Here is a 22,019-nt window from a genome sequence, read left to right as displayed (position 1 = left end):
GGGTTTCATGAAGCGTCGGAATCTTTTACTGGGTACCTCAGCGATCGCTGCTACCGTAGCCACTTCAGCCGCGACATCTGGGCAGAGCCTCTTAGCCAAAACAGAGCCCCATCAGCATTCATCAATGACCAATTCCCCCAAGGGAAAAATGGTGACGATCGCGGGTAAGCTCCAGGGCTATTACGTCACTCCATCGGATCCAAAAGCGAAGAAGCCCTTTCCCGCTGTGATTGTGATTATGGAAGCCTTTGGATTGAATAGCCAAATCAAAGGTATTTGCGACATGTGCGCCAAGTATGGCTATGCAGCTCTGGCACCGGATATTTATTACGGGGACGTGTTTGATTACAAGGATTTACCAGGGGCGATCGACAAGCTCAAAACGATGAAGGATGAGCAGTTCACCAAGGAACTGGGACAATCGTTAGATTTTCTGGGGAAACGGCCTGAGGTGAAGGCATCGGCGATCGGAACGGTGGGCTTTTGTATGGGGGGACGGTTTGCGTTTCTCGCCAACGCAGCCTATCCCGATCGCATCAAAGCTTCGGTGGCTTTCTACGGTGGTGGCATTGCCTCGAATCCTGACCCATTGGGACGGGCTTCGTTGCTCGATCGCATTCCTGAAATGAAATCTCCGTTATTACTGATTTACAGCGCGGAGGATCAGTACATTAATGCGGAGGAACATGCTCGTATTACAACGGCATTAACCAACGCCCGAAAGCGCTATACCTTGAGTGTGTTTCCCAATACTCAACACGGGTTTGCCAATGACCAGCGGGAAACCTATGCGCCTGCTGCGGCTCAAGAAGCGTGGGATATGACGTTTGGCTTTTTCAAGCGCTATCTCAAACAGGCTTAGTCGATTCAAGCGATCGAAACTAGCCGCGATCGCGCAGTTGCAAAAATCGGGAGTCGGCAATGATCGAATCTACAGTTCGATTGTTTTGCAGATTCCCGATTAATGACGGGTAAAGCTTTCTGGTTCGAGCGCGAAACCTCGTACAACCAAAACCGGGGGCTTCTCAATAACCCGCCTATCTAGGCTGGAGCCCCGGTTTTTACGATTAACCAATTTTTACGATTACTTGCGATTAATCATGGTAGGAACGATCGTGCATCATCATACCCACAAGTGAGTACAGCGTTCTACTACCTCGATTAATTGCGGAGATTGCAGAGACAGAACAGTAGCATATGCAACACCACAAGCGTTTTTGATTAAACTAACGGCATTCTCCCCCAAAGGGGGTAGATTGAGTTACTAGCTGTCTAGACGAAATTTAAACAACATTTTCTGCGTTCAATATTTATCTGCGTTCAACGGTGTATCCAGGTAGCCAGTCAAACTTATCCATAGACAAAGTTGCCTGCGACCAACGTTGCCAATGGCCCAAGCTCTCTGTGACGGGTTGCGATCGGTGGATATTCAGGCGGTCAGGATTGTCATTGGAATTGCCTAGGATCGAATGCAACGAATTACGCTGGGTCGATCACAAACAGCAATCCATCATCCTCGCCTAAACGTACTTCCAACTGAGCCGACTGCCCTGGTAATAAATCATGTAATTCCACAATTACATTGCCTGCATCGTCCCGTTCTGCGATCGATCGTCCCTGTTCACCTTGTAGCGTCAAACTGCCCCCGCAGGGAAGTTGTCCTTGAATCCGCAGAGTCATCCCACCATCCTGCGATCGGTAATCTACCTCCAGGGTCAGGGCACCAATTTCGGTGACCCATTGATGGGACTGAAGTTGATTCGGAACAACCGACAAACTTAAGGAATTTAAAATTTCCCGTGCCGCCAGCATGGAGAGAATCATTTGTTGCGGAGGCAGCGCTGTAGCATAGCTATCGGGCACATCATCACCCAATTCGGCAAGGCGTTCCTGCAGACTGGCATAACCAGATCGTGCGGGAGACACCATCACCACCCCGGCTAATCGGTTCAGTTCCAAAAACTCCCCCGGAAACAGGGATTCAACGGATTTCACCAACTTAGCGCCCTCCCGAAGGGACGCCTGAGCCACTTGCTGGCATTGCGCCAACAGTTGACCTAACAATTCATCCGGTAATGCTACAGGCAGCGCGAGCCGACGCAGTTGGGCAAGCCAGAGGGAATTTGGCTTCATCCCAGCCATCACCGCTTCACCCAGGGAATCAGCCTGGTAATCCAGAATCTCATCTTCCCAAGGAAATAACGGGGGCTTCCGCTGAATTTCAGCCTGTAGGCGATGTTTTAACAACGCATAATAACGGTCTTGCACAGCAGGTAAGTCTCCTGAGTTCAGTGGTAATTCCTCATTCAATAGAGGGAGGAGGGTTTCGGCTTCAGATGACTTCGTTGTCAAAAAGTGCTCAATCTCATCCTCCGAAAGGGTGAGTTTAAGGTCTTGGACAAGTCGGATAAAAGCGGCTTGGTATGCCTCTGAGTCGTAATCCATCCTGATACACCCTTATTCATCAATAGATAAACCTGCTCCGGATATTTGGGAATTTCGAATTTCCCAAGCAATCTCCAACAGCTTAAACCACTGTTTTTGCAGTTGATTGACTGTGCAACCGACCGATCGGGCAATGTCGGCATCCGGTGCTTTTTCTTTTTTCATCTGCAAAATTGTCCGCTGCGGGTTGGTGAGACCTTTATTAAACTCTTCCCACTGTTTGAGGGAAAGCCCCAAATTACGATCGAGATCAACTTCCAGCCACTGATGCACCAACTCCCAGCGGTGGGTAAAGGTAAAGCGCACCAAATGGTACTTAAACCGCTGCTGGAGATAATCCCGCTGACGGGGCGTCAGGCCCAAAATCTGCTCAATTTCATTGGCGGGCAAATCCTGAAGCCGCAGCACAAAGTAATCCACACAGTCCTTTTGATTGCGCTCTTCCAGGTAGTTAATCAACTCCTGCACCACATTTTGCCGCAGCGTATCCTCCACAGGCTCCGTCTCCTGGGCCACCATTTGTTCCCGTAGCTGCTGAATGGAGGCCATATTCCACGAATCCTCCCCTTCGATCAGGGAGCCTTCCGCCGCACGCTCGATATCTACTAGCGCCTCATTAGGCTGCTGTTGCGAAAAAGTTTGCGCTCGTAGGATAATCAATTGCTGATTGCGCCGCCCCGGTAAAGGGATCCGCCGTTTAGCATAGCGCTCCGTGAATGCCATGTATTCCGCCAACTGCAAGACGTTCTGCGGCGAATAACTACTGGGCAATTGCATTTCCCGACGGAAGGCATTCAATGCCTCCATATAAAAACTTTGTAAAAAGTCTTCAATCAGCGTCAGTCTTGCCTGGTAGCTGTATTGGCTCTTAGAAGGAGTGATATAGCGATACACCACAGCACTCAGGGTACTGTGCAAATCGACTCGGCCCCGGCGAGATCCCAGCTTGTAATAGTGGAGGCACTGTTGCAAGCGATGGCGAGCTAAGGCCGTGGCCCATGCGATAATCTCTCCAGAGTCTTGGATGCGTTTGCTCTCCGAGCAGATCCGGGAAACCTCTTGGCTTAAGCGTTCGGCTACTTCTCGGCAAATGTGCTCAGAAGCTGTGGTAGCTTGTTTCAGTTCGCTTAGGATTAGCTGAAAAGTTGCATCCACGCTCTGGCAGATTTCCCCCGTGATGTCTAATGTCTGGTATGTCAAGCAACTACTCTCAATTCTGTCAAGATGGTCTTTACAGTGACTGCTTTAACTGTCGTCAATCTTGAGGTAGAAATCCCTGACTCGTAGTATTCAATAATTGAATGGTAGATGATGAGTATAGAGCAACAAATTGATGCCCTGATTCAAGATGCTCCCAATGACGGGGAGATGCGACAACTCTTAAAAACGGTCGGACCAGTTTTGCAACGGTTTGCAGGTCAGCTCCGACACCTTAGTTACTATATTGCCCAAACATCTGACGCGGATCGCGACAACTTGGCTTGGGTTAAGGTAACTCTTACCCATCGTACACAATCTAATGTAGAAAAAACGGTCATTTATGGATTTTCTGATCCTAAAGATGTTACGGCCCGAGTATTGGGCCACGATATTCCCCATTTAGGATCTGTGGAAATACCAGTTATCGATCTCCTTTTTCAAGTTTGGGCGCTTAATCTGTGTGATAGCATGATTTTCTTTGAGATGCCAGGGAATTGCCAAAACGGCACAGAAATTTCACGATCGGCGATCGATGCAGCCATTCAGCGGCAACTTCACCCGCCCACGGGGTATGCATAGTACAGCAGGTTTAATGGCTACAGATGCTACGAAATTCTTGATGCACAGAGATCCCATAGAAACCATTTGGGATCTTTGCCATCATCCCTTCTGGGAATGCATTTCAAGGTAAATCCTCGAATCATGCTAAAAGCTTGGGAAGTCAAGGTTCTAGCCATCGGTTTCAAACAAGCTCTAAGAGATTGCGTCAAGATTGGGACGATCGTTGGATCCAGGTATTTCCCCGATTTCATGCCAAATTAAAGAATCAAGCACATTTTTTTCCATAGCAGATTCTGGATCAGTTAATTGGATCCAATCAACTGATCGACCAACGAAGCGTCATTGAAGCGTCATTAGGTTTCTCAGACAATTGCTTGATTAAGGAATACTTAACAAAATCTTTATGTCATTGGGGCGGTGGATGGGGATGAAATCTGGCACAGCATAAACTGATGGGCAATCCCTAGGTAATAAATAACCTCACCTTGAACTTGAAAATTTAAGCGTTGATAGAAAGGAATGGTGTCAGTTTTAGCCATGACCCGTACGTGGGAGAGGCCCGCGAGCTTGGCTTGGCCTAGCAACTGCTGAACCAATCTTGTGCCGATGCCTTGCCGCTGAAATTCGATCGACACTGCAACATAGGATAGGCTTCCCAAGGTCTGCGTTAAATGACAAAGCCGAGCTGAACCCACAATCTCTTGATTACAAACGGCAATTAGATGATGGGCCGTTGGAACCGGTGACAGGAGAGGTTGATTAGATTGCAGACTACCTTCCATCTTGAGGGGATATCTCAGGACAGTCCATCGCTGAGCATACATCGCCTCAAATTCTCGCAATGTGCTGGCAGGTCGAATTTCAACGGGATACATTTGCCATTGCCAAAGACTGCCACAACATTCAAGTCCCCAAGCTGATGCCATCTTTTTTCATAAATATTCTCAATAACGAGGCTATAGGGACTCTGGATAAATGTCAAGTCAACGCATCAGAAAACCTTGATGAAACAGGATTAGGGGCCGACAAGTATTCTCTCAAGCATAATTTAGTTCAAATTGTCTAGAAGATAGTTGCCATAAAATTTCAGTAGTTTCTAGAGATGGGTTTAGGGTTTTAGCGGTCAAGTTGCAAGAAGGGCAGGGAATCTATGCCAAATAAGGTGGACTGCTTGGCGAGGGATCTGGCCTGGAGTCGATCCCAAGACGCTCCCCCTAAGCCTTAAACTGGAGCATCTAGATTCTGCCGATCGTTCATGTTGAAAATCCTTACCCTGTTGCTGACCAGTACGATGACTATCATGGCAGGTGCGGCCATTTCGCCCGCTTTGCCGAAAATCCAGGAGCATTTTGCCGATATTTCGAACGCGGATTTATGGGCCAAGCTATTACTTGCGCTACCTTCGTTGTTTACTGCGATCGCAGGTTCACCTGTGGGGGTGCTCATCGATCGATATGGTCGCCGACCATTCATGCTAGGGGCGGTCTTGCTTTATGGTGTAGCGGGCAGTGCAGGTTTAATTTTTGATGATTTAACACTGCTTTTGTTCAGTCGAGCCTTGTTGGGGATTGCAGTGGCAGCAATTACCACAATTTCCGCCACGCTAATTGCCGACTATTACACCGGAGCCACCCGCGTGAAGGTACTGGGCTGGCAGTCAGCGGCCATGGGCTTAGGCGGTGTTGTTTTTGTCCTATTTGGCGGATTTCTAGCTGAATTCAACTGGCACATGCCGTTTTTGATTTATCTAGTGGCTTTTATTGCGTTACCTCTGGTGTGGCTAACGTTGCCTGAGCCTGTCCGGGTGGCAAATCGATCGTCCCACTTGAGCCAACTGTCTCAGGATCGCGATCGTCACTCCTTAGCCAACGCAAATTCCTTAGGTTCAATTCTCACCGATGCTAATGAAGTGCATCGTCCCAAGATTCGACCCACTATCGTCAAGAGCTCGATGATCAATCGATCGACCTCTACTGAAGTTATCCCGACTGATGTGCTGACTTCAGATTTTTTCTCGGAACCTGTGGGGTTATCCCAATCGGCAATTTCAACAGTCTATGGGCTCACGATCGTTACCATGGTGATGTTTTACATGGTGCCAGTACAGTTGCCGTTTTATCTAAAGCAGTTGGCTTTGGGGAGTAGCCGAGAAGCGGGAATTGCGATTGCAGTATCTAGCGTGGCAACCGCAATTTCAGCGGTAGGATATGGCAAGCTGAATGCTAACTTCAGTTTTAGCAAAGTTTTGATTCTACTTTATGGATTGATGGGGTTAGGCTATAGTGTCATCGCAACAGCCCATAGCTACAGTGGGATTTTGGCAGGTTTAGTGCTTTCCGGGTTAGGGGTGGGATTAGTTCTGCCCAATCTTAATGTCTGGCTGAATGCTAAAACGCCAATCTCTCGCCGAGGAAAGGTTTTAGGGGGACTGACAAGCTGCATTTTTCTAGGTCAGTTTTGTTCACCGATCGTGTTGCAACCGATCGTGAAAGCTTTTAGCATTCAGACTTCCTACAGTATTGCGTCTAGTATTCTAATTTTCTTGGCACTGAGTGTTGCAATTTTGTCTTGGCTGGGTTTGGTTCAATTGGACTAGCCCTGGGCGTTGCTGAATGACGCTATGATTTCGCCGGATCGGGAACAGAGCTTCAAGGCTTTCAGAAACTGTTTCATAGCCAGATTCAGCAACGCCGTCTATTGTAGCGTTGCTGAATCTGGCCGAAAATTTGCGGAAAGTTGGATTTTTCTGCGGTAGAACTGTAAGAGTAGTTGTTCTGCCTGAGATTAGCTATGGAACCAATCGCAACAATCTCGCTTTTTTTGGCAACTCCGATCGCGAAGGTGATTCTGGACAAGTTCTATGAGGGAGTAGGGTCGAAGCTGGGTGAGATGGTGGTGGAGAAGCTCCCTGGTGCGGTTAAGGAGAAGATTCAGACGCTGGGGCAGATGGTTTGGGGGAAGTGTCTTCAGCGGGCCAGTGACCCAACGCAAGCGCAGAAGCTGTTGGAAGCGGCGGCACAGGGGGATGAGAATGCGAACCGGAATTTGGTTCAGGGTGTGAATCAGGTTTTGGAGGCGGATGCGGAGTTTAAGAAAGCTGTGGAGCAGATTGCGGCGGAAATTCATCAACAGATCAATATTGGTGAGATGAATGGCGGCGAGGTCTGGAATGTGTTTGGTGGGAAGGCTGAGAAAAATGAGTTTACGGATAATAAAGCGCCCATTATTAAGGACAATACTGGGACGATTACTTTTAACTATGGCGTGAAACCGGATTGACTGGAGGCGTCGGAACGGGAGCCGATAAAGTTAAGTCCCCCCTATTACTATCCTAAGGACTTTTTCGGGGCGATCTTTGTGGGTCGCGATCGGGAAATGCGAGAGTTGCACGATCGGTTGCGGGTGGCCGATCGGGTGGCGATCGCGGCGGTGGGGATGGGTGGCGTGGGTAAGACGACGCTGGCGCGGCAGTATGCGAAGGCGTATGAGGCGGAGTATCCGGGGGGGATTTGGTGGGTGTCGGCGCGATCGGTGGCGACGGATATTTTGGGTTATGCGGCGCGATCGGTCGGGTTGGAGGAGCTTGATCCGCAGTTGGATGAGACGGAGGTGGTGCGGCATTATTTGGCGCGGTGGGATGGGGTGCTGCCGGGGCGGAAGTTGCTGGTGTTGGATGATGTGGGTGAGTACCGGGATGTGAAGGGATATTTGCCGCTGTCGGGAGCGTTTCAGGTGTTGATGACGACGCGGGTGCAGATGCAGCGTCCGGTAAGTTGTTTGGCGTTGGGGGTGTTGGAGATTGAGGATGCGATCGATCTTTTGTTGCAGATGATGGGATCCCCCCTAGCCTTTGGATCCCCCCTAGCCCCCCTTCAAAAGGGGGGAACTGGAAATTTAGAGGAAATTAGTGAGATTACGGGAGAATACTCAGATTCTCTCAAATTCCCCCTTTTGAAGGGGGATTTAGGGGGATCTGCCCGGAATTTAGGGGAATCTGTGGCGGAGTTGGGGGCGGCGCGGGAGTTGTGTGAGTGGTTGGGGCGGTTGCCGTTGGCGATCGAGTTGGTGGGGCGGTATTTGTCGGAGGGTGGGACGATCGCGGGGGTGTTGGCGGAGTTGCGGGCGAAGTCGTTGGCGGCGCGGGCGATCGATGAGGTGCCGGGGGAGATGGATTATGGGCGCAATGTGCAGGCGGCGATCGCGTTGAGTTGGCAGCCGTTGGATGAGCGGGCGCGGTTGGTGTTGGGGATGGTGAGTGTGTTTGCGATCGGGCCGATCGAGGTGGGCTGGGTGCGGGATTGCTTGCCGGAGGTGGAAGAGGTGGAGGAGGTGCTCGATCGGACGTTGGTGAAGCGGAGTTTGTTGAGTCGGTTGGGGGATGGGCGGTACCAGATGCACGCGCTGGTGCGGGAGTTTGTGGCAGTGCGGCGGCCAGGGGATTTTGGGGAACGCTTTGCGCGGGTGATTACGGAGATTGCGAAGACGATCGACCAGACGGTGACGGTGGCGGAGCGGGTGCGGGTGCAGGGTGCGGTGCCGCAGATGGAGGAGGTGGCAGCAAAGTGGACGGAGGGATTGGAGGGCTTTGATAAGTGTTGGTGCTGTAATGGGTTAGGGCGGTTTTATGGGAGTTTGAGTTTGTGGCAGGAGGCGGAACGGTGCTGGGCTCGAGCCTTAGAAATCAGTCAAGAGCAACTGAGTGATCGCCATCCAGACACCGCTGCAAGTTTGAATAATTTAGCGGCATTATACTCATCAATGGGGCGTTATAAGGATGCAGAACAGTTGTATCTCGAAGCCTTGAAAATTTATAAAGAGCAATTGGGCGATTGCCATCTATCCACTGCTGCAAGTTTGAATAATTTAGCAGAATTGTATCGATTGATGGGGCGTTATAAGGATGCAGAACCGTTGTGTCTCAAAGCTTTGGAAATCCGTAAAGCACGATTGGGTAAACGCCATCTATCCACTGCTACAAGTTTGAATAATTTAGCAGAATTGTATCGATTGACGGGGCGTTATAGGTTAGCAAAATCGTTGTATCGTGCAGCCTTGAACATCCGTAAAGAGCAATTGGGATATTGCCATCCAGATACCGCTACGAGTTTAAATAATTTAGCGGCATTATATCGATTGATGGGGCGTTATAAGTTGGCAAAACCGTTGTATCGTGCAGCCTTGAACATCCGTAAAGAGCAGTTGGGCTATTCCCATCCAGATACCGCCACGAGCTTGAATAATTTAGCGGCACTGTATGAATCGATGAGGTGCTATGGGGATGCGGAACCGTTGTATCTCGAAGCTTTGGAAATTAGTAAAGAGCAATTGGGAGATCGTCATCCAGATACCGCCACCAGTTTGAATAACTTAGCAGCATTGTACAAAGCGATGGAGCGTCATGGGGATGCAGAACCGTTGTATCTCGAAGCTTTGGAAATCAGTAAAGAGCAATTGGGCGATCGTCATCCAGACACTGCCACCAGTTTGAATAACTTAGCAGGATTGTACTCATCAATGGGGCGTTATGAGGATGCAAAGCCGTTGTTACTTGAAGCATTGGAAATTAGTGAAGAGCAATTGGGAGATCATCATCCAGATACTGCCATGAGTTTGAATAATTTAGCGGTGTTTTACGCAAATCAGGGACAATACGATCGGGCCTTACCCCTCCTAGAGCAAGCTCTCAGCATCTACCAGCAAGTTTTTCCGCCGGGACACCCAAATATTTTGAGTGTGCAGGAGAGTTTGGAGAATGTGCGTTGGGACATGGAGTAATAGCTGTGATCTATTGGGAGCAGTATCTAATGAATTCGTCATTGCGAAGATTCGATCCCCCTAAATCCCCCTTAAAAAGGGGGACTTTGAGAAAAATCTCAGATTTACCCTCATTCTCGTCGATTTTCTCTAAATTTCCAGTTCCCCCTTTATTAAGGGGGGTAGGGGGGATCAGGGGATCAACTAGAAGTCAGGGAGTTGTGTATTAATTGATTTGAGTCCTGTTTACTGTAGCGAGAAAGATTTTGCAGTACCAACCTCAGCCGATCGAAACTGCACACATTACGCTAACAGCGGAGTATCTGAAGTTAGCGGAAATTTTGGCCCGCAATAGCCACGATATCTGGGTGCAGCAACGGTTAGACGATGGCTGGCACTATGGGCCACAGTACGACCTCACCCTCCGCCAACACCCCTACCTAGTCAACTACAACGACCTCCCCGATCGGGAACAACAAAGCCGACGAGTCACAGTCTCCGAAACCCTCAAAGCCTTGCTAGCCCTGGGCTATCGCGTCGAAGTGCGGGATCCCACCAGCCCCCCCAGCCTCTTCCTAGAAGATCAAGACCTAGCCGTCATGGTCCAGGGCTTAACCCGATCGGCAGAACTCAACCTCAGTTCCCTCCTAGATCTGCGTCGGGAAATCATTCGGATCCAGCCCCGCAGTTCCGATATCTACCGCGCCTTCGGAGATGCCCTCCTGCAACTGGGCGAACCCCTCATGGCCTACGATGCCCTGGCCGAAGGCTTGCGCTACTGGCCCCAGGACTTGCGCTTACAGCAACTCCTCGCCCTCGCCCTCGCCCGCAGCGGCAGCACCGTCACCGCCAATCAACTCCTAGTCCAGTTAGTCGAATCCGGCCAGGAAGACGAAGAAACGATCGGCCTCCTCGCCCGCACCCACAAAGACCTCTGGCAACAGGCCACCGATCCGACGATCGCTACCCTGCAATTGGGCCTAGCCTACCAGCGCTACCAGCAAGCCTACCAACAAAGTCGCAGCGTCTGGACAGGCATTAACGCCGCCACCCTAGCCCTCGTCAAAGGCGACCTCACCCAAGCCCAAACCTTAGCGCAACAGGTGCGATCGGTCTGCCTAGGACAGTTGTCCGCCCCCGAAAAACGCAGCGGCCAAGACTATTGGCGGTTGGCAACCTTGGGCGAAGCGGCACTAATTTTAGGCGATTGCGCCGAGGCCGAGGATTTCTATGGACAGGCCGCCACGATCGGGCAGGGACGCTTTGGCGACTTGAGTTCCAGTCGGCGCAACGCAGTCCTATTGGCGGAAGTATTGGGATTAGACACCGATCGGGTCAAGCAGTGGTTCCAAATCCCCAAGGTCGTCGTCTTCTGCGGCCACATGCTCGATCGGCCCGATCGGCCCCAACCCCGCTTTCCCGCCGCCTTAGAAAGCGTCGTCTATCGCGCCATCCTGGAACGCTTACAGAAAATGGAAGTGCAGTTGGGCTATGCGCCTGCCGCCTGTGGCGCAGATATTTTGTTCCTGGAAGCCATGCGGGAACTGAAGGGCGAATTGCACATTGTCTTACCCTGCAACCGCGAGCAATTTATCCAGGACTCCGTGGACTTGATACCCAGCGGGGACTGGGGCGATCGCTTCGATCGCTTGATGCAGGATGCCACGGAATTGGTGATCGCGTCGGGCAATAGGTTGGAAGAAAACGACGTGGTCTACGAATATTCCCACCGCCTGCTCTACGGACTGGCCAAAATTCGAGCCGATCAACTGGGCACGGAGTTAATTCCCTTAGCCGTATGGGACGGCAAACCGGGGGATGGGCCGGGGGGCACCGCCAGCACCGTAGCCAACTGGCGACGCTGGACGGATCATGTGGAGGTGATTGATTTGGCGGCCATTTTGCGGGAGCACCAGAGCGCCCCTCCCATTGCCTTGGGCACTGCCCCAACCCCGACCCCAACCGCCTTACCCGTCGCTACGGCAGGAATAGCCACCTGCGATATCTCCAGCCGCGAAATTCGGGCCTTGCTCTTTGCTGACGTGGTGAACTTCAGCCATCTAGAGGAAAACCAGCACGGGCCATTCGCTCAGTATTTCTGGGGTGCGATTGCAGCATTATCGGAACAATATCCCATTCTGATGAAAAATACCTGGGGCGATGCATTGTATTTTGTATTTCCCACTGTGCAACAGGCCGGAGAATTTGCGTTGGCGCTCTGTGATCTCGTGCAATCGATCGACTGGTCTACCAAGAGCTTACCCGCTGGGCTAAATCTGCGCATTGCCCTACACGCGGGGCCAGTGGAACGCACCGTTGACCCCATTACCGGGCAGTTGAATTACGTGGGGATGCATGTGAGCCATACCGCGCGGATTGAGCCGATTACGCCACCGGGCAAGGTCTATGCGAGTCAGGCGTTTGCGGCGATCGCGGCGTCGGAGGATTTGCGCCAGTTCACCTGCGATTATGTGGGGCAAATGCCTTGGGCCAAGCGCTATGGCACGTTTCCGACCTACCATGTGCGGCGGGTGTTGCTGGGTGTGTGAAGGGGAGCAGTGGGATAGGCTGGGATGTGAAGAATGATGAATAAAGGCGGGTAGAGATCTTGGCGGTGGCTGAATTGGCATGGATATACTAGCAATATCTTGCTGAAATGCGCTTGCTGAGGATGGATCGATTCCCCTAAATCCCGCAGATCCCCCTAAATCCCCCTTAAAAAGGGGGAGTTTGAATAAATGCTCATCCTTTCAACTCTCATTATTAATTTGCTCTAAATTTCCAGTTCCCCCCTTAATAAGGGGGGTTAGGGGGGATCTCATGGGGTTGGGGGCGATCGTGGAGTGCATAGGCTGGCGGGTACATAGGTATAAACAATTTGCTGATGGCTTAGGCCCATTATGAATGTGCAAAATTCCCACAATTCTCAATCTCCCCGATCACAATCCCAAGCCTCGCCGCAATTACGATCGATTCGGCGGCAACAGATTCAAACGTATCTCGCGATTTCGGCCTTTATTGCAGCGCAGTTGGTGACGGGGTGTAATAACGCTGGCGATGAGGCGGATGACCCGATGGTTCCAGCGCTGTTCTATGAAAACAAGGCGCAGTGTGAGGCGGATGCGAAACGCCAGCAGGATCTCTATGCGGCTCGACTGAAGGCGGCCCAAGCTCAGCCCACCGCAGGAGTCACCCCTTCCCCCCAAGGGCAGCCCCCGTTGAAACCCCCGGCACTGAAACCGGAGGACTGTGCGACGCAGATGCGGGCGGCTCGGATTGAACACGATCGCCATGCCCCGGTGTACAAAAGTCTGGCGGATTGCCAAGCGGATGGGGTGCAATGTGAACCGTATTCTGGGGGTGGGGGCACCGGTACTAGCTCGACCTCTAGCTCGTTGGGCTATCGTCCGCGCTTTGGGGGCGCTTATCTGTATCCTGAAGGGAATCCGAATCTGCCTAGCGAAAGTCCTCTGAATATGGGGGCGGGGTCGCGGATTTATACGCCCCACACGGTTTATAGCGGTTTAACTTCGGGGGAAGTGGTCACGCCTAATGGTGATACGGTTTCCCGATCGTCGGCTGGCGCGGTGATGGTTCCAGCCCATACGGGGTTTTCGGCTCCGAGTCGGCCTGCGGGAACGGCGGCGCGGGGGACGATTACGGGGAGAAGTCAGTCGGGCTTTGGGTCAAGCTTTAAGAGCACGGGACGGGGGGGCAAGTAGGTGAAGGCAATTCGGGTGGCTCGGCGATCGGGCTGGCAAAACCATATTCGTGAGCATGCTTACCAGGCGGATGTGCTGAGTGATGCGGCGCAGAAATATTGGGTGGAAGCGTTGCCGGAACCCTTTGCGATTCAGTTTCACACTACGGAAGAAACGGCGATCGCAACGGCAACGGAACGGCTGTGGGAAATGTGTGTGACGTTTTTGGACTGGTTTTTCACGGATGAGGTCTATGGCGCGGTCGATCGGCGGTTAGAACGGTTGAAAATTCCGGCTCCCTACTGGCAGGTGATTAAGGACAGTTGGGATCGGTGCGATCCGGTGGAGGATTTGTCGTTGTTGACGCGGTTTGATTTGGCGGTGACGGAGGATGGCCAAATTAAGTTGCTGGAAATTAATGGGGAAACGCCGCTGTTGGGTGCGGAGACGGTGTATCAATGGAATTGGTATGTGGATTATCAACGTAATTACCAACACAGTGATTATCCATTACCGAAGGATGCGAATCAGTTTAATGATTTTTGGGATCATGTGGCGGGACAATGGCGACGCATCGTAGAGGGTTATGACCTGAGGAAAACGGGCATCACATTTCTGGTGGATGAGAATCTGGAAGAGGATTCGGAAATGGCAATGCAGTTGATTCAGATTCTGCACGATGAGGTTGATCCGAATATCTATGTGCAGCTTCTGTATTTGCGAGGGTTGCGGAATAAGCAGGGCAATGAGGTGCAGCGGGGGCTGGGGTTGGATGAGGATGGTTATTTTATTGATGCGGTGAATCAGCGAATTCCGGTGCTGTGGAAAATGTACGATTGGTCGGATCTGCAAAGTGATGTGGCCAATCTGGGGGCAACGGAGGCGCTGGTGCGGCAGTTGGAAACGGCGGAGGCTAAGGTGATCGAGCCGCTGTGGAAGCAGGTTTTATCTAACAAAGGGGCGCTGGCGTTGATGTGGGAGTGTTTTAAGGATTCGCCCGATCGACGGTATTTGTTGGCGACTTATTTTGAGGATGATGTTTCGGTGGAGGCGACCCGTCTGTTGATGGGGATGTATGTGAAAAAGCCGCTGTTGGGCATGGAGGGGGTGGGAATTTCGATCGAGACGGGGATTGGGGCGTTGGAGTCGCGGCCTAGTTTGGGCTATGGCGGTGAGGGGTTTATGATTCAGGAATATGTGGAGCTACCCCAGGCGTTTGGGTATCACTACATGGTGGGCAGTTGGGCGATCGATGGTGCGGCGGCGGGGATTGTAATTCGGGGGGATACGTCGCGGATCACGGGGCGGCATTGTTTGATTATTCCGCATATTGTTTCGGATGCAGGGCTATACATTCCTTAGGGGCGCAATTACAACCCAATTCGGTATTAAAGACTATGAGTATAGGGCAATATGCAGATTGCAAAATTGGCCAGAATCAGTGGGATTTAGATCAGGTGTTGCCCCGCGATTACGAGGTGCCGGACTCGTATTTGCAGACTGCGCCACCGGGGGTGTTGGAGAATTTTTGTCGGTTGTTGGGGCGGGATGTGTTTTCGGAAGCGGATGCGGGGGTTTTATACGAGTATTTGATGGCGCGGCGATCGGAGTTTTCGTCGGAATTTCTGGGGATGCTGGTGCTATGGTTGAGCGATGAAAGGAAGCATTATGAAGCGTTGCGGCGGGTTTACCATGGGTTGTCTGGGGTGAGTTTTGCGGAAATGGATCGGCGGTTTGGCGATCGGGTGCATGAGATTGAACCGATCGCGCGGGTGTTGCAGGATGAGTTTACGATCCTGGTGACGATGATGTTTGATGAAATTGGGTCGGTGTATTCCTATCGCCGGGATTTGCGGGAATATTATGGTCATTTTGGGCCTGCGATCCGCAAGATTGGGCAGCATTTGATTCAGGATGAGGGGATGCATTTTAATAATGCGGCGGAGTTGCTGTTACAGGGACACCGCGATCGATTGGATCAGGTGGAGCCGTTGTTAGATGAGATTGCAGCGCTGGAACTTCGGTTAGGGAGGTATTACAAGACGTTTTTTCTGGATCATGCCCAGGAACAGTTTCGGTTTCCGCCGCAGTTTAGTAGGGTGATTATTCGGCTGATTTTGGCGCGGTTGGGGTTGGGGACGAGGCCGGAACCGATGGAATTGAAAGCACTTTGGCAGTGGGTACCGGAGGGGTGTCGGTTGGTGCCGATCGGGGAGGATGGGTAAATGGTTCTATTAGATCTATTAGATTAGGAGTTTTTTGTAGAAGCTAACGCATATTACTATGTTTGAAGAACGCTTTCAGTTAACAAGAAAATTACCCCTCTTGAATCACTTCGGGAAAGGAGAAATCGGCTAAGAACGACGAAATCTTTACGCAGCTTGCGCTTTAGCATATGCAGTCTATTTCCAAGTTTTTAAACCATTTGACAATAATGCGTATATGCTGGAAAGCTCATTGTGAAAAGCTTTCAGCTTTTAGAGTTGATTTTACTTTACCTAAAGTGACTGAAGAAGGGTAAAGTTCTCAGATTTTTTGTGAACTAACATTAGCTTACGAAAAAGTAGAAATCGCTGACATTGGAATCAAAGTTTAAGATGCCCCCATTTCCCGTGCTTCCCTAGCAGAGAATAATCCTCACGGGTTACCTGATGCTCCTTACTCTTCTGCAGACTTCTGCCGCGACTTCAACAGATCCTGAATCATTCCAGTTGGATCTTCTCAATCCTCAGAACCGAGTAAATCCTCAGAACCGAGGTAACCAGGTTTTGGCTTGGCGGTTGAGCGATCGTAACACCTGAATATGCGGTTCATCGGCTTCTACGGGAATGATGGGCGCAGGTTGTCCGCCCCATTGCTGAATCACCGCGTTGGCCGCTTCCAATCCCGTGACGTAGGCTTTTTCTTGAGACCAAGATCCGTGCTGGGTAATAATCCAATCGCCACTCATGTACAGGTTAGAGAGGCTGGTCTTGCCACGCAGCATGTATTGGTAGCTGCCGGGGGAGAAATGGGTGACGGCCTTGGGCAGGCGCACGATGCTGTAGTCCATGACTTTTGCGGTTTGGAATTCTGGAATGCAGGTGATTAAATCTTGGTGAACCCGATCGACGATGGCCCGATCGTCCATGGGTAAAAACTGATTGGCATGGTAGAAGTCGGCTTCAATCACGGTGCCGGGTTCGTCCTGGAATTCATCGTGTAGTGCATTGAGGTCGAAAAAGGTCCAGCCGGTAGTGGGCGTGAAGCCAAAGCAGGCGTTAGATGGCAGCGGAACGGGAATTTTACGATCGAACCACAGGCGCGTTGCTAACACGTCGATCGACCCTAAATTCATCACATCACGAAATTCTGCGAACTGCGCTAGGGTTTTGCTATTGGCAATGATTTTTTGCATACCCGAAATGCCAACCGCAAAAATGACTGCATCGGCTTCAAACCGTTCTGAACCGCAGATTACGGCGCTGATCCGTTGGCCGGAGGGTGCAAGTTCTAAGTCACTAACCCGTTTCTGGGTAAGCACTTTGCCGCCGAGAGTTTTAATCTTCTCCACCCAGGGCTGAAAGATGCGATCGCCCACGGTACCTCGACACCACACCACGTCGAAGTCCGCTTGGTGGGCCAGGATGAAGTAGTAGAGCATTCCCAGGGTAGCCGCCGCAGAACATTGCTCACCCGGTGCAAACAGACCCACCAGCAGCATGGCTTCAAAGGCGTCTTTGTACAGTCGTTCCGAGACGCCGTATTGTTGAAATAATTCCCGCGCGGTCATTTTGTCGTAGCGTTGCCAAGCTTCGTCGGAATTGTCAAAGTCCACGATCGTGTACAGCAGGGGTAACGCCGTCAGCCGATCCCACAGGGGCAAGCGTTCAAATTGCGTGTAGACAAAGGTGCCCAAAGGCATGGGCAGGCGCGGCATGTGCTGGAAAATGGGCGAGGTCACTTCCAAGCCAGCGGGGGAATACTGGTGCGATCTCGTCCAGGGCGTGAAGGGATCCAGCCCCAATTCCTTAACCAGGGAGAAGATGTTGTTGTAGGGATACCAGAAGCCATGGATTCCGGCTTCCACCGATCGGCCTCCGGGGGTTTTCCAGCCGGCCACTAGGCCACCGGGATAGGCTCCGGCTTCTAGCAAGGTTACGTCGTAGCCCTGTTTAGCCAGGTGGTAGGTGGCTCCTAGTCCAGCCCAGCCCGCCCCCACGACTACGACCTTTTTGCCCTGTCCACCCGTTCCAATCTGCCCTGACCCAACCATAACCTATCCCAAGTCCCTGCGTAACTGCCAACCCCTTCAGGCTAGCAGAGGATTGGGGGTTCTACCAGTCAAGGTCTACCAGTCGCAACCGCCACCCCCACCGTCGCTACTGCCTCCACCGAAATCGCTGGAGCTGTAATCGCTGGAACTGCTGGAGCTATAGTCGCTAGAGCTGTAATCATGAGAGCTATAGTTGCTAGTATCGCTAGTATTCCAAGAATTGTATTGATTGGTGTCCCAATTACTGTTGTCGATCGAACTATGGGAGCTATTGTAATTAGGTTGCTCCGAGGAGTTACTCTCTGCGTGGGATCGATTTTCGTGATTTTGCTTAGATTTCTGTTTAGATGCTTTTCCCTTGTTCTTTTTTGCTTTCTTTTTACGGTTTGTTTTCGTGGATTGCGCTGGATTTGCTTGCACTGGAGTGGGTTGTGGCGGTGCAGTCAAGGTTTGGGAAGAGATGGCGACGGTTTGGGAGATGGGGACAGATGGCCCGATCGAGGTTGCTGGCTGGGATGCCCGTTTTTGCCTGCGGGATACCCACAACAATGCACCGCCGGACGCAATGCAAAATGCAAAAATACCGCCAACTATGTCCGATCGTTCAGTCCCAACTGTGCCTGATTCGGAGCGACTTTGTTCTAGCATATCTAGGATGGCTTGTACGCCGTCGATCGTGCCTTGGTCAAATTGGCCTTGACGAAACTGTGGGGCAACTTTTTGGGCCAGTAAATCCGTGACTGCGCGATCGGGCAGTACGGTGTGTAAGCCCGATCCAACTTCTACTTCCACTCGACGATCGGCCTTGGAAATTAAAAACAGCACTCCATTATTCGTTGTTTGTTTGCCGATTCCCCAGGTGTTGAAGAGTTCGGTGGCAAAGGCTTTGGGGGATTGACTTGGTTGAGTATCGGCAACGGTGACGATCGCAATTTCGCTCCCGTTTTTGGCTTCTAGGGCAGTTACTGCTTGGTTGAGTTGGGCTTCGGTTGCAGGGGTGAGCAGATCAGCCGTATCCGCGACCCAGCCGCTATGGAGTTTGCGGGGATTGGGCACTTCATGGATGGGGATGGCCAGCACCGGAGCGACGATCGTGAACAGTAATCCACCCCCGATCAGCAGGCTGAGGCATAACGACTGAAGACTGAATTTTTGCATAGAGTGAATGAATCTAACTAGATGGGGCAATGCTGCCACTATGTAATTCAAGCTTGGGGATAACTAATGCAGGATGGTTAGGAATTCCGCAAAAAAAGTTTGTATCACTGCCCATCAGGCGATCATTTCCCAAAAACTGCTCTACGCTTTGACAAATTTTCGCAATAACGTGGCAGTCTGTAGAGGGCTCTGGTATCATCACAAAGAGCGAGATAAGGAGAGATAAAATGGCTGGAGATGTGATTACCCCTGCGATTAGCGATCGTATCTGTGCCCACATGAATGAAGATCATGCGGATGCGGTGCTGATCTATGCCAAGGCTTTTGGTGATGCATCAGAGGCAACGGCGGCTAAAATGCTGGCGATCGATCCGGAGGGGATGGACATCAGCGCAGAGGTGAATGGTCAGGAGCAACCTGTGCGGGTGGCGTTTGATCATACTTTGGCGGATTCGGAAGATGCCCACCAAACGTTGATTGCCATGATTAAGCAGGCGCGGCAGAAGGGATAGGGGGATACTCGTCTAACGGTAGGTCGATCGATGCTCGTGAATTGCGCGATCGTTGTCACCGCGAGTTCTGGGGTGGGAATGGGTATCCTGAGGGGGATTCCATCCTGCCCCAAGCTTTTTGCTGGTCGTCCTATGCAACGCTATGCCTTTGTTTTTTTGGAAATTCTGAGCTGTGAAGGCGGTATCCAGTCCTACGTGCGCGATATTCTGCGGGCCTATCCTGGGGCGGTGCCAGCGGATGTCTTTTTGCTGCGGGATGGGCCGGAGGTGGATAATCCCTTTGTCAGCGATCGCCTGCGCTTCCATTACCTGAAAACGAAGCCTGCAAGTTTGGGGCGGCTGCGGCTTGCGGTGCAATTTTTAGCGTATTTAATCCGTTATCGTCCGCAGCGGGTGTTCTGTGGTCATATCCATCTCGCGCCGTTGATTTCGCCATTGTGCAAAGCGTTGGAGGTTCCGTTAACGATTTTGACCTACGGGAAGGAAGTCTGGGAACCATTGCCCCCCCAGAAACAGAAGGCTTTGCAAAGCGCCGATCGGGTCTGGACGATTAGCCGATATTCCCGCGATCGTCTCTGCGCGGCCAATGGTGTGAATCCCGATCGGGTGGAGTTTCTCTACTGCGCGGTGGATGGGCAGGTGTTTCGACCGATGGAGCCAGAGCGATCGCTGATTGAAAAATATGGTTTGGCGAACAGCCGGGTCATGATGACGGTGGCGCGGCTGTGGTCGGGGGATCCCTACAAGGGTGTGGATGTGACGATTCGGGCCTTGCCGCAGATTTTGGCGCAGTATCCCGATGTGAAATATTTGGTGATTGGGCGGGGGGACGATCAGCCGAGGTTGGCACAGTTGGCGGTGGAATTGGGCGTGGCCGATCGGGTCGTGTTTGCAGGATTTGTGCCGACGGCGGAGTTACCCCAGCATTACAACTTGGCGGATATCTACGTGATGCCGTCCCAGGAAGGGTTTGGCATTGTTTATCTGGAGTCGATGGCCTGCGGCGTTCCGGTGCTGTCGGGGGATGGGGACGGGTCGGCGGATCCCTTGCAGGATGGGCATTTGGGCTGGCGAGTGCCCTATCGTGATCCGCAGGCTGTCGCGATCGCCTGTTGTGAGATGTTAGCGGGGCAGGATCCTCGCTGTAATGGGGTGATGCTGCGGGAGAAGGCTTTGCATTTGTTCGATCGATCGGCGTTGCAGGAACGGTTGGTGGAGTTGTTGGGAAAGGGGTAGGAGAGTAGGAGAGTAGGAGGGTAGGAGGGTGGGAGGGTAGAGGTGTTTAGAGATGTGGGTTAGGCGCAGCCTTCGACGTATTCGACTTCTGGGAGTTTGCCCGATCGAAAGCGGGTGACTTTTTGACCGTCGGTTTCAAAGACAACGCGGAAGTTGCGATCGGCTTTGTCCTTGGGTACGAAGACTAGGTAATGACCTTTGGGGTCATATTCGTGCTGCTGGACTTGGATTTGCTTGCCGTAGAGTTGTTTGATCCGGGCTTCGCTGTCGCCGATTTTTGCGCCGCGAAAGGTTGTGATTTTGCGGTTGCTCCAAACGTCAATGCGGGCAATTCTTCCATCCACCACCATGAATCCTACACCGGGTAGCCCTTGGGGTTGGCTGTAGAGGCAGGCAATTCCGTTGGGGCCTTCTTTGTCGGTGTTGAATTTCCGTCCGGCAGCTTTTTCAGCTTCTGCAACGGTCATTCCCACCAGTACCGGGCCGAGGCCGTTGGTGCCCACTTGGGAGGCTTCAGTTAATTTGAGTGGCTGTTTAGGGGGCTGGGCGATCGCGATTCCTACGGGTAAAAGACTGAGACCCACGATCGTTCCCACGAAAGCCTGACGCATAGAATAACTCCAAAAAATTGACAGGGGGCTTTATTGCTCAGCTACCCAGCTACCCAGTTACCCAGCTACCCCACTTTGATCTACACCAGCAGATGGGGAAATCTCCGTTCACCCGGCAGAGACTTAATATTTGCTTATGCCATTGTTCAGAAACGAAAACATAAGGACTCGCTATCGATCGTGACTATTCGCGATATATTGATCTATTGCAGGTAAAACTGTACCTTGCAATCTATCGTTGCGCGGGAGCGTCGTCTCATGGCAATGGCCGTTGGAATGATTGAAACTGTGGGTTATCCGGCTGTGTTGGCAGCGTCGGATGCGATGCTGAAGGCAGGTCGGGTGGCGTTGGTCAACTACGAAAGCTGTGCCAGCGGTCGCTATATGGTCTCGATTCGGGGGCCTATTTCGGAGGTGCGATCGGCGATCGAGGCGGGGCTGGAAACGGTGGAGAAGATGCCCGGTGATGCGGAAGTGGTAACCCATGTAATCATCCCCAATCCCCCGGATAATATTGAGGCAGTGTTGCCGATTTTCTATACGGCTGCTGCTGAACCTTTCCGCATTTAAGTCTACGGATTTGAGA

Annotated in this window: 19 protein-coding genes; 12 read left to right on the top strand and 7 right to left on the bottom strand. The window is 51.7% G+C overall.

Going from position 1 to position 22,019, the window contains the following annotated elements; genetic code table 11:
* Nucleotides 1-7 precede the first annotated feature (7 nt).
* Entirely contained in the window at nt 8-862 is an 855-nt protein-coding gene (locus tag ACN4EG_RS13565) for a dienelactone hydrolase family protein (RefSeq protein WP_431630133.1), read from the top strand.
* Between the two features lie 448 nt (nt 863-1,310).
* On the opposite strand, the gene ACN4EG_RS13560 is transcribed toward ACN4EG_RS13565, so the two are convergent.
* The 3 genes from ACN4EG_RS13560 to hetZ are packed head-to-tail and all read right to left on the bottom strand — an operon-like array spanning nt 1,311 to nt 3,645.
* On the bottom strand, nt 1,311-1,475 hold the full coding sequence (locus tag ACN4EG_RS13560) for a hypothetical protein (protein ID WP_431630132.1): 165 nt from the start codon (nt 1,473-1,475) through the stop codon (nt 1,311-1,313).
* 4 nt (nt 1,476-1,479) lie between these two features.
* Nucleotides 1,480-2,445 carry a hypothetical protein gene (locus tag ACN4EG_RS13555; RefSeq protein ID WP_431630130.1) on the bottom strand — a complete coding sequence of 322 codons (966 nt, stop codon included), beginning with the start codon at nt 2,443-2,445 and terminating at the stop codon, nt 1,480-1,482.
* A 12-nt stretch (nt 2,446-2,457) separates the two neighbouring features.
* Entirely contained in the window at nt 2,458-3,645 is a 1,188-nt protein-coding gene (gene hetZ / locus ACN4EG_RS13550) for a heterocyst differentiation protein HetZ (protein WP_431630129.1), read from the bottom strand.
* A 111-nt stretch (nt 3,646-3,756) separates the two neighbouring features.
* Here hetZ and ACN4EG_RS13545 point away from each other — a divergent pair, with 111 nt between their 5' ends.
* Complete coding sequence (locus ACN4EG_RS13545; RefSeq protein WP_431630128.1) at nt 3,757-4,224, top strand: hypothetical protein; 468 nt, start codon at nt 3,757-3,759, stop codon at nt 4,222-4,224.
* A gap of 383 nt (nt 4,225-4,607) precedes the next feature.
* On the opposite strand, the gene ACN4EG_RS13540 is transcribed toward ACN4EG_RS13545, so the two are convergent.
* Nucleotides 4,608-5,132, bottom strand: a complete 525-nt coding sequence (locus ACN4EG_RS13540; protein WP_431630126.1) for a GNAT family N-acetyltransferase — start codon at nt 5,130-5,132, stop codon at nt 4,608-4,610.
* A 329-nt stretch (nt 5,133-5,461) separates the two neighbouring features.
* On the opposite strand from ACN4EG_RS13540, the gene ACN4EG_RS13535 reads away from it, so the two are divergent.
* The 7 genes from ACN4EG_RS13535 to ACN4EG_RS13505 all read left to right on the top strand — a co-directional run bounded on the left by ACN4EG_RS13535 (nt 5,462) and on the right by ACN4EG_RS13505 (nt 15,886).
* On the top strand, nt 5,462-6,802 hold the full coding sequence (locus ACN4EG_RS13535) for an MFS transporter (protein WP_431630124.1): 1,341 nt from the start codon (nt 5,462-5,464) through the stop codon (nt 6,800-6,802).
* A 194-nt stretch (nt 6,803-6,996) separates the two neighbouring features.
* Nucleotides 6,997-7,485 (top strand): hypothetical protein, encoded by a 489-nt coding sequence (locus ACN4EG_RS13530; RefSeq protein WP_431630123.1) that lies wholly within the window; start codon nt 6,997-6,999, stop codon nt 7,483-7,485.
* Nucleotides 7,486-7,563: 78 nt separating this feature from the next.
* Nucleotides 7,564-9,981 carry a tetratricopeptide repeat protein gene (locus ACN4EG_RS13525; protein WP_431630121.1) on the top strand — a complete coding sequence of 806 codons (2,418 nt, stop codon included), beginning with the start codon at nt 7,564-7,566 and terminating at the stop codon, nt 9,979-9,981.
* A gap of 245 nt (nt 9,982-10,226) precedes the next feature.
* The gene (locus ACN4EG_RS13520; RefSeq protein WP_431630119.1) at nt 10,227-12,509 is read left to right on the top strand and encodes a TRAFs-binding domain-containing protein; all 2,283 of its coding nucleotides are present in this window, start codon (nt 10,227-10,229) and stop codon (nt 12,507-12,509) included.
* 351 nt (nt 12,510-12,860) lie between these two features.
* A complete protein-coding gene (locus ACN4EG_RS13515; protein WP_431630117.1) occupies nt 12,861-13,682 on the top strand; it encodes a DUF1190 domain-containing protein in 822 nt (273 codons plus the stop codon).
* Nucleotides 13,683-15,023 (top strand): glutathionylspermidine synthase family protein, encoded by a 1,341-nt coding sequence (locus ACN4EG_RS13510; RefSeq protein WP_431630116.1) that lies wholly within the window; start codon nt 13,683-13,685, stop codon nt 15,021-15,023.
* Between the two features lie 35 nt (nt 15,024-15,058).
* Entirely contained in the window at nt 15,059-15,886 is an 828-nt protein-coding gene (locus ACN4EG_RS13505; protein ID WP_431630115.1) for a hypothetical protein, read from the top strand.
* Nucleotides 15,887-16,407: 521 nt separating this feature from the next.
* On the opposite strand, the gene ACN4EG_RS13500 is transcribed toward ACN4EG_RS13505, so the two are convergent.
* Both ACN4EG_RS13500 and ACN4EG_RS13495 read right to left on the bottom strand, forming a co-directional pair.
* Nucleotides 16,408-17,916, bottom strand: coding sequence for a hydroxysqualene dehydroxylase (locus ACN4EG_RS13500; RefSeq protein WP_431630114.1), 1,509 nt, complete (start codon nt 17,914-17,916; stop codon nt 16,408-16,410).
* 75 nt (nt 17,917-17,991) lie between these two features.
* Nucleotides 17,992-19,074 (bottom strand): TPM domain-containing protein, encoded by a 1,083-nt coding sequence (locus tag ACN4EG_RS13495; protein WP_431630112.1) that lies wholly within the window; start codon nt 19,072-19,074, stop codon nt 17,992-17,994.
* A 227-nt stretch (nt 19,075-19,301) separates the two neighbouring features.
* Between ACN4EG_RS13495 and ACN4EG_RS13490 the strand changes: the two genes are divergently transcribed.
* Nucleotides 19,302-19,586: a DUF2470 domain-containing protein gene (locus tag ACN4EG_RS13490; RefSeq protein ID WP_431630111.1), complete on the top strand. Its 285-nt coding sequence runs from the start codon at nt 19,302-19,304 to the stop codon at nt 19,584-19,586.
* Between the two features lie 30 nt (nt 19,587-19,616).
* Nucleotides 19,617-20,822 carry a glycosyltransferase family 4 protein gene (locus ACN4EG_RS13485; RefSeq protein WP_431630109.1) on the top strand — a complete coding sequence of 402 codons (1,206 nt, stop codon included), beginning with the start codon at nt 19,617-19,619 and terminating at the stop codon, nt 20,820-20,822.
* A 59-nt stretch (nt 20,823-20,881) separates the two neighbouring features.
* On the opposite strand, the gene ACN4EG_RS13480 is transcribed toward ACN4EG_RS13485, so the two are convergent.
* Nucleotides 20,882-21,433 (bottom strand): hypothetical protein, encoded by a 552-nt coding sequence (locus tag ACN4EG_RS13480; RefSeq protein ID WP_431630108.1) that lies wholly within the window; start codon nt 21,431-21,433, stop codon nt 20,882-20,884.
* Between the two features lie 225 nt (nt 21,434-21,658).
* Here ACN4EG_RS13480 and ACN4EG_RS13475 point away from each other — a divergent pair, with 225 nt between their 5' ends.
* Nucleotides 21,659-22,003, top strand: a complete 345-nt coding sequence (locus ACN4EG_RS13475) for a carbon dioxide-concentrating mechanism protein CcmK (RefSeq protein WP_431630107.1) — start codon at nt 21,659-21,661, stop codon at nt 22,001-22,003.
* The last annotated feature ends 16 nt before the right edge of the window (nt 22,004-22,019 follow it).

Source organism: Alkalinema pantanalense CENA528, assembly GCF_050753345.1.
In the GTDB taxonomy this organism is placed as follows: domain Bacteria; phylum Cyanobacteriota; class Cyanobacteriia; order Leptolyngbyales; family Leptolyngbyaceae; genus Alkalinema; species Alkalinema pantanalense.
The sequence above is the reverse complement of the archived record's forward strand: the minus strand, read 5'-3'. Positions and strand labels throughout refer to the sequence as shown.